At 58.1% G+C, this 12,796-nt stretch carries 12 protein-coding genes; 9 read left to right on the forward strand and 3 right to left on the reverse strand.

Features of this window, described 5'->3' with window-relative positions:
- Positions 1-74 precede the first annotated feature (74 nt).
- Positions 75-1,139 (forward strand): hypothetical protein, encoded by a 1,065-nt coding sequence (locus GSQ82_RS21265; protein WP_216847151.1) that lies wholly within the window; start codon positions 75-77, stop codon positions 1,137-1,139.
- A gap of 23 nt (positions 1,140-1,162) precedes the next feature.
- Here GSQ82_RS21265 and GSQ82_RS21270 read toward each other — a convergent pair whose 3' ends face one another.
- Positions 1,163-1,759, reverse strand: a complete 597-nt coding sequence (locus GSQ82_RS21270) for a hypothetical protein (protein WP_158794313.1) — start codon at positions 1,757-1,759, stop codon at positions 1,163-1,165.
- Between the two features lie 160 nt (positions 1,760-1,919).
- On the opposite strand from GSQ82_RS21270, the gene GSQ82_RS21275 reads away from it, so the two are divergent.
- The 8 genes from GSQ82_RS21275 (at position 1,920) to GSQ82_RS21310 (ending at position 9,938) form a co-directional block, all read left to right on the forward strand.
- The gene (locus GSQ82_RS21275) at positions 1,920-2,942 is read left to right on the forward strand and encodes a nucleoside hydrolase (RefSeq protein ID WP_158794314.1); all 1,023 of its coding nucleotides are present in this window, start codon (positions 1,920-1,922) and stop codon (positions 2,940-2,942) included.
- A gap of 111 nt (positions 2,943-3,053) precedes the next feature.
- A complete protein-coding gene (locus GSQ82_RS21280; protein ID WP_371417252.1) occupies positions 3,054-3,830 on the forward strand; it encodes an NIPSNAP family protein in 777 nt (258 codons plus the stop codon).
- A gap of 86 nt (positions 3,831-3,916) precedes the next feature.
- Positions 3,917-4,822, forward strand: a complete 906-nt coding sequence (locus GSQ82_RS21285; protein WP_158794316.1) for a D-hexose-6-phosphate mutarotase — start codon at positions 3,917-3,919, stop codon at positions 4,820-4,822.
- Between the two features lie 73 nt (positions 4,823-4,895).
- Positions 4,896-5,486 carry a nucleoside triphosphate pyrophosphatase gene (locus GSQ82_RS21290; RefSeq protein ID WP_158794317.1) on the forward strand — a complete coding sequence of 197 codons (591 nt, stop codon included), beginning with the start codon at positions 4,896-4,898 and terminating at the stop codon, positions 5,484-5,486.
- 149 nt (positions 5,487-5,635) lie between these two features.
- On the forward strand, positions 5,636-6,553 hold the full coding sequence (lpxC, locus tag GSQ82_RS21295; protein WP_158794318.1) for a UDP-3-O-acyl-N-acetylglucosamine deacetylase: 918 nt from the start codon (positions 5,636-5,638) through the stop codon (positions 6,551-6,553).
- A gap of 72 nt (positions 6,554-6,625) precedes the next feature.
- The gene (folK, locus tag GSQ82_RS21300) at positions 6,626-7,156 is read left to right on the forward strand and encodes a 2-amino-4-hydroxy-6-hydroxymethyldihydropteridine diphosphokinase (RefSeq protein WP_254061832.1); all 531 of its coding nucleotides are present in this window, start codon (positions 6,626-6,628) and stop codon (positions 7,154-7,156) included.
- 264 nt (positions 7,157-7,420) lie between these two features.
- Positions 7,421-8,314, forward strand: coding sequence for a subclass B3 metallo-beta-lactamase (gene bla, locus GSQ82_RS21305; RefSeq protein WP_158794319.1), 894 nt, complete (start codon positions 7,421-7,423; stop codon positions 8,312-8,314).
- A gap of 175 nt (positions 8,315-8,489) precedes the next feature.
- Entirely contained in the window at positions 8,490-9,938 is a 1,449-nt protein-coding gene (locus GSQ82_RS21310) for an MHYT domain-containing protein (protein WP_158794320.1), read from the forward strand.
- A gap of 10 nt (positions 9,939-9,948) precedes the next feature.
- On the opposite strand, the gene GSQ82_RS21315 is transcribed toward GSQ82_RS21310, so the two are convergent.
- Positions 9,949-10,740 carry a DUF1080 domain-containing protein gene (locus tag GSQ82_RS21315; RefSeq protein ID WP_158794321.1) on the reverse strand — a complete coding sequence of 264 codons (792 nt, stop codon included), beginning with the start codon at positions 10,738-10,740 and terminating at the stop codon, positions 9,949-9,951.
- Between the two features lie 63 nt (positions 10,741-10,803).
- A partial coding sequence (locus GSQ82_RS25410; RefSeq protein ID WP_371417253.1) for a putative Ig domain-containing protein occupies positions 10,804-12,796 on the reverse strand: 1,993 nt, incomplete at its 5' end.

Genomic DNA, 12,796 nt, shown 5'->3' on the forward strand with positions numbered 1-12,796 from the left:
CATGTCTGAGAAAATATAGGTCTGGACTTGGGAGCTTCAGAGGGCCCGGGATTACCCGTATCAAGAAGGTTGGGATGAGACAGATTCGCGTCGCGCTGACGGCGTTTGCGGTATTGGTGTGTGCGATGGGCGGTGTATGGGCGCGGGCGGATGCCGCTCTGCTGATGGAAGAGCCCTACGGAGAGTTCGGTGCATTCAATCCGACTGGCCATGCAGCGATCTACCTGAATCATATCTGCGCCGAATCGCCTACTCGTCTGCGTCCCTGCCGTCAGGGTGAGCCTGGTGCGGTGATTAGCCGATACCACAAGATCGACGGATACGATTGGCTCGCGATTCCTCTGGTTCCGTATCTCTACGCTGTAGAGCGTGTGGAGGACGTGCCTGCATCAGCAGACGCAGCGCTTGTTGCGAGCCTTCGCGATCAGTACCGCCGCGATCACCTGCTGGAGTATGCCCCTGACGTGGTGAAGGGCAAGAAGGCTGGCGATGCTCCAGGTGGAGAGTGGACGCAGCTTATTGGGGCGTCTTATGACCGCAGAATATATGGCTTCGAGATTCAGACAAGCGCGGATGAAGATCAGGAGTTCATGAACAGGTTCAACGACAGCAGAAACGTTGGGCACTTCAACCTGCTCTTCCACAACTGTGCCGATTTTTCGCGCGTGCTGCTGGATGTCTACTATCCACACAGCGCTCATCGGAACTTCTTCTCCGATCTTGGTATTACGACTCCGAAACAGGTGGCTCGTTCACTGACCAAGTATGCGGATCAGCATCCGGAGCTTAGGTTTTCCACGTTCATGATTCCGCAGGTTCCTGGGACGATCAAACGTAGCCATCCGATCGACGGCGTTCTGGAGTCGGTCGTGAAGTCGAAGAAATACATTGTGCCGCTAGCGGTTTTAAGCCCGGAGGTCACGGCGGGATTCGTCGTTGCCTATCTCACCGACGGACGATTCAAAGCGCCGAAGAACGCGACCGTTGAGATGGTTCCGGGTGATACTGAGACGAAACCTGCTGAGCCGGTTGCAGCAACGCCAACAGGTGCGAGACGTCCGTTGACGCCAGATATGCCGCAAAGTTCGCCAGCGGCTCCGTCCATGGCTCCTGTAAACTCGCCGCCTGTTCCACAGTAAACAGCGGAGGAAGGCTAGATTGGTCAGTCGACTTTGAGATTCGCATCGGCATCCATCACTAGTGAACTGCCCTCTACCAACAGCGAGTGCAGCTTCAATGAGTCCAGCGACAATGAGTAGCCGGTTGTCTCGGTGGAGCGGCTAAGAAGCTGCCGCATCAATAGGGCAGCGTTCACCTTCATCTGCGCAGGAAGTTTGTGGCTAAGAAAAGGCACCAGCAGAAAGTTCAGCTCTTTTGACTCACTCAGCCGCTCGATCCGCGCATCGCGAAAGCCGATACTCTCTTCCTCTGCGTCCGGGATCAGCGAAACGTCCGCGTCAGTAGCGAGGGTGACACCGAGACACGCTCCGCGAACGGCCGTGCCTAGCTTGGCCTTGGCATGGACGTGGACCACGATGCGGTCCTGTGCGAAGGTTACGTGTGGAGAGTCCGCGTAGACGTAGCAGGGTGAGTTGGCGTCTCCGCGGATGTAATACCGTCCATCGGGGCCGTTGAATAGCTGCGCTCGGAGGGTCCGCTCTAGTGCCTGGGCGGAGATTTTGACTTCGATCGCAGACGCGGCCCTGCCCGAAGTAAAGAGGAGTGCAATCAAAAGAAGACAGAGAGAAGATCGACGCATGGTGCTTTCAAGCATAACGTCATGCACGTCGCGTCTGCGCGGAAGGGTTAGGGTAGAGTGCTGCTAATCTGTCTTGACTATGACTCGAAGACTGGCTACACTCTGCGTTCTGCTCTTCTGTAACTTCGTTTGTCTGAGTGCGAAAGCGCAGCCGAAGCGAATGGTTATCATCGATCAGGACGGCTCCGGTCCTGGTGGCTCCAACCAGATGGCGATGATGGTCCTCTTGCAGTCCCCGGAGGCTGACGTTCTCGGTATCACGATGGTCAGCGGCAACGCGTGGGAGCCTGAGGAGGTTCAGCACACACTGCGCATGCTTGAACTCATCCATCGCACTGATGTTCCGGTTGTTCCCGGGGCGATCTTTCCACTTGTGCGGACGGAGCAGGAGTCCAAGATTCAGCAGAAGCTCTACGGCAACTCCCCCTGGTACGGTGCCTGGGGAGACCTCGCGGCGAAGACCAGCCGCCAGCCGTATCACGACCCCTACATCGTTCCAAAGTTGGAGGAAGGCGAGCCTGCGTTCAAGCCTTCCCCAGAAGATGCGGCGCACTTCCTCCTGCGTCAGGTCCACGCTCATCCGCATCAGGTGACTATCTATGCTGCCGGTCCACTTACCAACATTGCACTTGCAATCTCTATCGATCCGCACTTCGCCGAACTGACGCAGGGCATCGTGATTATGGGCGGCAGCCTCAGTCCGCAGACCGGCGACCCCGAGTTCGTCAACAATCCGCGCCATGAGTTCAACTTCTGGTTCGACCCCGAGGCCGCACACATCACACTGCGTGCGCACTGGCCGCGTATCGACCTCACTACAGTCGATATCTCCGTGAAGACCAGCTTCACGAAGGCGATGCTCGATGAGATCGCGGTCTCTCCTTACCCTGCCGCGAAGTACCTCGCAGCCTATACCGGGGAGTTCTACTACCTTTGGGACGAACTCGCCGCTGCAGCGTGGCTCGATCCAAAGATCATTACAAAGGAAGAAAAACTCTACATCGATGTGGACCTGACGCGTGGACCATTCTATGGAGACACACTCTCCTGGACGGCCGCTAACAAACCTCCACTCGCCCTCCAGCCGGTTCACGTCCAGACTGATCTCGATCTTGTAAGGTTCAATAAGCTCTTCATAGATCTGATGAAGGCGCCTCCGCAATCTATCGCTGCGACAAAGTAAGTGTGCTTTTCTGCAAGCGAACCCAGCTGGCCGGGTTGTATGCTTCAGTACAAGTCCTTTGAATTGCCGAGGATGAACTTACATGGGGGCCTGATGGAAAGACGTCAATTCTTGACCGCATCACTCGCAACGTCTGCGCTTGCGCTATCTAACCAGTCACATGCACAAGCTCCTGCGGAAAAGCCACGCGAGTACTACGAGATTCGCAAGTACCACCTGCAGATGGGTCCCCAGACTAAACTCACCGAAAACTACCTATCCAACGCTCTCATCCCCGCGCTCAATCGGCTTGGCATCGGGCCTGTCGGTGCCTTCCATCTTGAGATTGGCCCCGAGACCCCTACTCTTTATCTTCTGCTACCCAGCGCGAAGCTTGAAACACTGGTGACGGCGGAGTTGCAGTTGGCGCAGGATGAACAGTTCATGAAGCTCGCCGAACCCTTCTGGAATGCGCCCGCCACAGCGCCTCCGTTCGAGCGGGTCGAGAGCTCGCTCCACGTCGCCTTTGAAGGTTATCCAAAGCTGACTTTACCCTCTGCATCGTCGAGTCACAGCAAAAGAATCTTTCAACTTCGTATCTACGAGAGTCCGACTAGTCAGGCTTATCTTCGCAAGGTGGAGATGTTTCATCATGGAGAGTTCGATATCTTTCAGAGGTCGGGTTGTGGACCGATCTTCTACAGCTACACTCTCATCGGCCCAAGAATGCCAAATCTTGCATACATGCTCAGCTTCACCGACATTGCTGAGCTTAACGCAAGGTGGGAGCTCTTTACTAACGATCCTGCATGGATCAAGTTGAAGAACTCGCCGCGATATGCTTTCGAGCAGATTGTGAGCAACATCACGAATCTCGTTCTGAGCCCTACGACCTACTCTCAGATTTAACCGAACTCCTGAAGTGCTGACGCGAGGATGCGCCTCGATTCAATCAAACCTAATCCCCCACGAAGACACAAGAAGAGAGAATGACGATGGATCTGATAGAACTCAATGAACACTTTGGGCTGCCCGGCGTGCTTACCTTTCGCGCTACTTCGGGTGGCCTCTTCTACGCGGACATCACTACACCGCACGCCAGCGCCACGATATTTCTTCAGGGCGCGCATGTTACGGCATGGCAGCCAGCTGGTCATTCTCCTGTGCTCTTCACCAGTCACATGACGGAGCCTGTGGCGGGCAAGGCAATTCGCGGCGGCGTTCCTATCTGCTTCCCGTGGTTCGGCGACAGACACGACGGCAAGACTGGTCCGTCGCACGGCTTCGCGCGTATTCAGGAGTGGACGGTTGCCTTCGCCGCACTCGCTGGGGACGATCTGCATATCACCTTCACGCTCGGACCGACGGATCTTAGCCGCAGCCTCGGCTTCGACCAATTTCGAGTTGCCTATCAACTGATCATCGGCAGTTCGCTCACCATGCAGCTTACGGTGGCCAACGACGCGCAGGCGCCACTCGTCTTTGAAGAGGCTCTCCACACTTACTATGCAGTTGGGGATATTACTCAGGCTAATCTGACCGGCCTTGAGGATGTGAGCTATCTCGATAAGGAAGACGGTCTCAAGGAAAAGATACAGCGGGGGGCGGTCGCTATCACCGGTCCCACTGACCGGGTCTACCTCGATACGGCCACCACCTGCCTTCTTCATGACACCATTAACAATCGCCGCATCGTCGTAGCCAAGATTAACTCCAACGTAACGGTGGTGTGGAACCCGTGGGAGTCAGGCGCTGCGAAGTTGCATGACATGCGAGCAGAGGAGTGGAAGCAGTTCCTTGCTGTAGAAGCGGCAAATGCTGCGAGGGATTTCATCACGCTGGCGCCGGGCGCAGCCCATACTATGCAGGCTCATGTGACCGTCGAAGGCACTGAGACATAGGAATCACCGCCGCAGACAGTCTTTCTAGCCACCTTTGCTGAACGGAAGGCTCTGCGGATACTCTCAAGAGGTCATGCTCATCTTAGCCTCCGCATCTCCACGCCGCTACGAACTACTTACACAGGCGGGTCTCTCTTTTACCGCTGTCGCTGCCGATCTCAACGAAGAGTTGTTGCCGGATGAGGCTGCCGCTGCCTATGTTCAGCGGCTCGCCGAAGAGAAGGCGCAGGCCATTTGGAATGCCAACCGGGGCTCTGACTCGACGGATGATCCTCTTGTCGTGCTTGGCGCCGACACCTGCGTCGTCAGCGAAGGCAGCATTCTTGGTAAACCGACAGACGCCTCCGATGCGCGGCGAATGCTGAATCTGCTTAGCGGACGCACCCACGCCGTGCTAACCGGTCTCGCGGTCGTCACGGCCCACAGGATTGTGCGTGATGTCGAAATTACCCAGGTGACCTTCAATCAGCTCACCGATGCCGAAATTGGACGATATATAGCGAGTGGAGAACCTCTCGACAAGGCTGGGGCTTATGGAATTCAGGGTTACGCTGCTCGCTGGATTCCTCGTATCGATGGCTGCTATTTCAACGTCGTCGGCCTGCCGATAGCGCGTACGATCGCACTTCTGGCCGAGGCGCAGGCACCATTCGCTGTATTGTGACGGATGCTCATCGTGTTGATCGGGCCGATGTGGCGATAAAGAAGAGGCTTAGAGGCGAACTTATGGAGACAATATGTGGCGCATTTACCACAGCCGAAGGTGCGATTTCCCTGTAATCTTGCAAATGGCTTTGCTGGAGACGTGGATTCGTGGCACTGCAGGCTCATTTTGAGCAGACAATCCGGGCGGAGATAGAGTTTAGCGGCATTGGGTTGCATAGCGGCGCGTCTGTCTCAATGCGGTTGATACCGGCTCCGGCGGGTTCGGGCATCGTGTTTCGGCGTACGGATCTGGATAACTTCGAGATTGCGGCGGTGGGGCGAAATGTCGCTAAAGTCAGCTATGCCACCAGTTTGATGCGGCAGAGCGTGCTGATTTCCACTACGGAACACCTGCTTTCCGCGCTGATTGGGTTTGGGGTGGATAACGTCATCGTTGAGGTGGATAACCTTGAGGTGCCGATCCTGGATGGAAGCGCGCTGCCTTATGTGCAAGCCTTTCATTCGGTGGGGCTTAAGCCGCAGAGACGGAAGCGGGAGTACCTTAAAATTTTGAAGGAGATCGAGGTTCGGGATGGGGCCAAGTTTATTGGGGTCTATCCGGGGTCGGGGTACGGTATTCAGTATACCATTGATTTTCCGCAACCCATTGGTTATGAAACATTTACGGGTGATTTGGCGACTGGGGATTACGTGAATTTTATCGCTCCGGCGCGGACGTTCGGGTTTAAAGAGGATGAGCCTATGCTGCGGGATATGGGGTTGATTCGCGGGGTTTCGGATGAGAGCGCGATTATTCTTTCCCGTCAAGGTGTTGAAAATGGGCCGCTTAGGTTTGCGGACGAGTTTGTGAGGCACAAGGTTTTGGATCTGATTGGGGATCTGGCGCTGGCGGGGCGCAGGATTCAGGGGCGGGTGGTGGCGGAGCGGGCGGGCCATGCCATGCATACTGCTCTTGTACAACGACTTATGCGGGATCGCTCGGCCTGGGAGCTGGCTCATGGGTACGATGAGGTGGCTGAGCCGGAGAGGATGATGGCTTCTCTGCGACACGCCACGGCCTCCTGATTTGGTATTTTCGCGTGGTTTCCTGCTGGTGACAACATGGTGGAGTGTGGTGAATAGCGTGGTTTTCGCTGCGTGTTTGTGGAGACTTCGGATTGGGCTGTTGGGCGGGCTCTCGGAGTGAGTGCGCTTGCGGCGATAGCTTTGGGGACGAACCTTAAGTCAAGTTTCGGCGACCGGGAGACCAACCTTCGGGAGGCGTTGCGGCGGATGGGGTCGCTGGGTGTGGTTCGGGCGGTGTCGTCGTTCTATGACACGGAGCCGGTGGGGTATCTGGAGCAGCCGAGGTTTTTGAATGGGGCGGCGGTGTTGGAGACTGAGTTGGAGCCGCTGGCGCTGTTGCATGGGATGCTGGCGGTGGAGCGGGCGATGGGGCGGGAGCGCGAGGGTGTCGCGGCGAAGGGGCCTCGGGTGATCGATCTGGATCTGCTTTTGTATGTGGACCAGGATGGGAGCGATGTAGTGATGGAGACGGATGAGTTGGTGCTGCCGCATCCTGAGATGCAGAGGCGGCGGTTTGTGCTGGAGCCGCTGGCGGAGATCGCGCCGCGGATGGTGCATCCGATGCTGCGGGTGACGGTGGCGGAGATGTTGGAGCGGGTCTAGTGGTTTCTGATTAGCGAGTGACTGATTCGCTGATATCTTTAGCCGATATCTAAGGCGGATGATGGGGCGATCCGGCAGGCGTGAGAATCGCTTTCTAAGCAGCGTGAGTGAGTCGGTGATTTGGCACCGATCTTGAATCGATTCTGGCGACATGCGGGCTGCTTAGGGGACTGATGTTGGGAGTGCCTTTGAAGTCAATGAGCGCTTTGCCTTCTTTGGCGTTTCGACCGATTTAATCTCTTCCCGCTCTGCTACAAAGGCAGAATGCGCGCTATTCTCTCCTGCTTGTTACTGCTTTTATTCTGCGGCCCCAAACTCGTCCTTGCTGAGGGAAACCCTTCGTGGACGACACCGATTGCTCCGTTTCGAATTGCTGACAATCTCTACTACGTGGGAAGCCAGGATCTTGCCAGCTACCTCGTCGTTACGCCAAAAGGAGATATTCTTATCAACGCGAATCTCGCGACCTCTCCATCGCAGATACGGGCGAGTGTGGAGGCGCTGGGTTTTCATTGGAGTGACATCAAAGTTCTGCTCAACGGCCAGGCGCACTTCGATCACATGGCTGGCGCGGCAGAGGTGGTTCGCGAGACACATGCGAAGAACATGGTGATGGACGGCGATGTGAGCGTCGTCGAGACCGGCGCACGGACGGACTTCTTATCGCCCTCGCCTAACATCCCCAGATACGCTCCTGTACACGTGGATCGCGTTCTCCATGATGGAGACACGGTAAGCCTGGGGGGTGTGACACTGACAGCCCACAAAACGGCCGGCCATACGCGCGGATGTACCACATGGACGATGCGCTCTCATCTTCCGGGAGAGCCAGCGGAGACGATTCGGAATATCGTCATCGTGGGAGGGACGGGTTTTTGGTCGGAGTATCACTTCGTTGCGACAGCCGGTCATCCTGTAAGCTACCCCGGCATCGCACAGGATTTCCAGCATACCTTTTCGACGTTGCGTGCTCTGCCCTGCGACGTATTTCTGGGAGCGCATGGTGGGTACTTCGACATGCTCACCAAACTGAAGCGCTATCCGCAGGATGGTCCCCGTGTTTTTATCGACCCTGTTGGTTATAAGGAGTACGTCGCTGACGCTCAGGAGACCTTCGAAAAGGCGCTAAGCAAACAGGAGGCGGCCGTGGCTCATTGATATTCCGCTCCAGCGGCTTTCGATGATTTGCTTAGACCTGTATTAGAGATCGGGTCAGAAGAGATCGTTTATCCAGAGGTGCCCGAAGGTGGAATACGTGCTTTGACCGCGATCATGTAGACTCGCTCCACTGAACTATTCAACTGCGGCCATCTCGGCGAAACGGAGCTTTTTATTGCCTGGCAGCTATGACCCATGGACTATCTTCGGATCGTTTTTAATCGCTTGTTTCGCCGGATATGTTGCGTTCGAATCCATCGATCACACGCAATTCAGCGATAAGCCGCGACGGTGGGCGGCGCTGGGCGGTTGCGCGCTCGGTCTCGGAATCTGGTCGATGCACTTTGTCGGCATGATTGCCTGGCGGCCGGAGTACCCCCTCTACTACTCCGTTGGCAGAACCCTGCTGTCGGTCTTGATCGCTGTCGTGGCCTCTATCTTCGCTATGCTCAGGGTTGTCCGCAATCTGCTCAGCGGCAAGTCCAGCTCCAGCCTGTTAGAGGCCATACTCGTCGGCTGCGGGATCTGCGCGATGCACTATGTCGGGATGTCAGCACTCGAGTTCAACAAGGGCGTGACGTGGCATCCTGGCTGGGTATTCCTTTCACTGGTCATTGCCATCGCTGCATCGTGGGCGGCGATGTATCTGCTCGAGCACAGCCGCAGCGAGGTCGCCAGTCCGAGCAGCAGACTGCTCGCTTCCATTGCTATCGCTCTGGCCATCTGCGGCATGCACTACGCCGGCATGGAAGCGTTCATGCCAAATGCGGGCAGCATCTGCGTATACCAACCGTTCTCTTTCAGCGGCGCGGTGCTGGCACGCATCGGCGGCGGAAACGCACTCTTATTCACCATTGCCTTGCTGCTCGCCTCCTACCGCGAGAAGAGCGTCTGGATTGAGATGGTCAGCGACTCGCACCTGCAGAGGTTAGAGACCGCCCGCAGGCTGGAAGAGATGGCGGTGATTGAAAAGATCGCCGCATCCATCGCGAGAGAGATCAGCAATCCTGTTGAAGCGGCGATGAACCATCTCGAACTGATCGACATGAATGAGCTTAGCGCCAGCGGACGCTTACACCGAACGGCAGCGCAACACGAGCTACGGCGCATCGCCGACATCGCCACGCACACCTCAAAGTTCTTTGTCCAGGGGGACGGACTTACTGCGGCTTCTATCCCGGAGCTCTTCGAATCGGTCGTTGCCCTGCTCCAGTCCCCTTTGCGCACCGCAGACATCGACGTACTGACAAGCTGTCCCCAGAACCTGCCTACTGTCCTTTGCTACGAAGGTGAGATCCGGCAGGTGATCGCTAACCTCGTCAGCAATGCCATCGACGCAATGCCTGAAGGCGGAACGATACGTCTGGGTGCTCAACCGGAGAAAGATGGCCTCATGGTCACGGTCGCAGACACCGGTATGGGTCTTCCTGCCGAACTCCGTGACAGGATCCTCAAACCCTTCTTCACGACGAAAGGCCTGAATGGTAGAGGCCTCGGCTTTTCCATCCTCTCTGAGGCTATCCGCCGCAGCGGCGGAAGCTCCACCTTCGCCAGCCCTGCTCCCGGATCCGACGTTGGCACGGAGTTCCGTTTTTTCCTGCCGTTCGATTGCCGCAAAGGCTGAGACCATTGGCTTACTTCGTCGAGGCGTTCTCCTTGATCTCCGGAGTTTTGATCTCTCGAATTTTGATGTTTCGGAACCACACGGGAAAGCCGTGGTCCTGCAGGAGGATGTATCCGCTGGTTGCTTGACCGTAGCCTGGGAAGACGTTGTACTTGCTCTCCGCGAGGATTGCCTTGAATTCTGGAGAGTCGCGATCGTACTCGAGTACCTTGACGCCGTTCAGCCAGTGTTCGCCGTGCTTACCGTGGACTACGATGCGGGCGGTGTTCCACTCGCCGACGGGCTTGATCGGCTTGTCGGCTGCGGCGGGGATCATGTCGTAGAGCGAGGCGACGGTGCGGTCTCCGTTCTTGCCTCGCTTCGCGTCCGGGTGCAGTGCGTCGTCGAGGATCTGGTACTCAAAGCCGATGGGTGAGCCGTGGCCGTTCTTCCAAGGCATCAGCGTCAGGTCGACGAAGTACATGATTCCAGAGTTCGCTCCTGGAGAGGTCTTGAAGTCTACGGACAGTTCAAAGTCTGAGTAGACGCGCGTGGTCACGATGTCGCCGCCGTTGCCGGACTCTTCGCCGCCGGTCTCTGTCACGGTGAGGGTGCCGTCTTTCACTGCCCATCCGGTTGTGGGGAATCCGCCGCCGCGCGCACTGGTCCAGCCGTCGTTCGTTTTGCCGTCGAAGAGAAGATGCCAGCCATCGGCCTTTTCCTTCGGTGTGAGTGTGTTCGTCTTCTGTGCTGAAGCCAAAGACACGAAGAGAGAGACACTCAGGGCGACGAGAGCGTGGGCTATTTTCATATGCAACAGCATAGCTTTCTTTGAGTACGGATTCGATGGATGCTATTTCGTTTTGGTGGCGTTATCGATTTTCTTTCAGGGGATGAGGAGTTCGGTTGCGGTAAGGGGTGGGACGGTGACGGTGAAGGTGTTGCCGGTGATGGGGAGTGTGGTGGAGGTGATGGCGGCGGTGGATTGGGTGGTGGCGATGCCGTAGCTGTACTGGGTTGCGGTGGTTCCGACGGTTCCGAGGGCGCTGCCGGTGATGGTGACCTGGACGGTGGAGGCGTTGGTGGGGTCGGAGTTGAGGAGGAGGACGCCCTGCTGGCCGTTGGCCTTGCTGGTGGCGTGGGCGATGAGGGCGGCGTTGGAGGAGGAGGTTAAGACGAGGGCGTCGCCTACGTTGGCGAGGAGATGGGCGAGCTGGATGCCGTAGAAGGCAGGGCCGGGGGCTTCGGTGCCGGTGGTGAGGTAGCTGCCGGTGGTGTCGTGGAGCTCGAGCCACTCGATGTTGGAGATGCCGGATTCGAGGCCGGAGAGGAACTCGTGGGCGGCGTAGAGGCCGGTGACGGTTGTGGGAACGCCTGCGGCGAGGGTGCCGTTGGCGTTGGTCTCGGTGAGGAAGATGGGGATGGTGGTGCCGTTGACGGGACAGTACTGGGCTAGTTGTCCGCGGATGGCGGTGACCATGGCGGGCATGTTGACCTGGGGGGAGTAGAGAAGCTCGTCGGCGGTGACGGCGTTGTAGGTGCCGGGGTAGTAGTGCTCGATGGCGAAGTCGAAGGTGGAGCTGGAGCAGACGGCGGTGAGAGCGGCCGGATTCCAAGTTGGGGGGATGGGGTCGACGGTGGGGGAGCTGAGGACGAGGCCGATCTTGATGGTGGGGTCTACGGCGCGCATGGCCTGGAGGTAGGCGATGGCGATGGTGCCGTAGGCGGTGGGGGAGAGAGCGGCGATTCCGGAGCGGCTGTCGTAGGTGCCGGTGTAGCCGGAGGGGTAGATATAGGGTGCGTGGAGGTCGGTTTCGACGCTGCTGCTGGAGTAGCCGTTGTAGTAGATCTCGTTGCCGAGCTCCCAGTACTGGATGCCGATGGGGGTGGGGTGGGTGAGACGGAGGAAGTTGTAGCCGTCGTCGGAGGCGAGGGGTGCGGAGGCGCGGAGGGTGGCCCAGAAGCCTACGGTCTTCCAGTCGAAGCCTACGGCGTCGAGGCCGATGACTTGAGTGTTGGAGGGGTCGCCGTTGGCGTAGGCGACCCAGGCGGCGGCCTCCTGGGGTTGGCCGCTGGTGTTGGGCTCGGAGCAGGAGTTGGGAGTGATGGTGCCGCCGCCCTGGGTGCCGGTGGAGCGTGTGCCTGCGGCGTTGGCGAGGCTGGTGCCGTAGTTGACGGTGATGATGGCCTGGGTGTTGGTGGCGGCGAGGGTCTTGAGGAAGGAGCCGAAGTCGGAGTTGGGCGCGAGGTAGCCGTTGGGTGTGACGTTGCAGGCGGGGACGGTTGAGGCGAAGAAGGGGGTGGTGGTGTACTGGGCCCAGTGGTAGGCGTCGGAGTAGGAGCCGCCGGGGTAGCGGAGGGTGGTGATGCCGGTTGTGTGGAGAAGGGCGGGGAGGGCGGCGGTGTCGGAGAGGCTGGTGTCGTAGACGGAGGTGTGGATGCCAAAGGCGGTTTGTGGGACGGTGGTGAGAGTGGTGGTGGTGTCGACGTGGACGACGGCGTCGATGACGTTGAGGGAGAGGGGGGCGATGATTGTTTGGTTGGGGGAGCTGCTGTCGGTGGCGGCGATTTCGATGGTGGTGATTCCGCTTGTGGCGGGAGTGCCGGTGGGTGTGCCGGAGATGCTGCCGTCGGGGTTGAGGGTGAGTCCGGTGGGGAGGGTTCCGTTGCTGATGGCGAAGGTGTAGGGGGCTGCGCCGCCGGTGAGGATGGGGGCCTGGGAGATCGGTGTGCCGATGATGGTTGGGATGGGAGTTGAGGGGTAGGAGAAGAGGAGAGGCAGGGGCTTGATGGTGAGGGAGAGGCTGGCGGTGAGGGTTCGCTGGGGGGTGCTGTTGTCTGCGACGAGGACGCTGAAGGCGGCGGTGCCGGAGAGGGTG

The organism is Granulicella sp. L60, assembly GCF_009765825.1.
In the GTDB taxonomy this organism is placed as follows: domain Bacteria; phylum Acidobacteriota; class Terriglobia; order Terriglobales; family Acidobacteriaceae; genus Edaphobacter.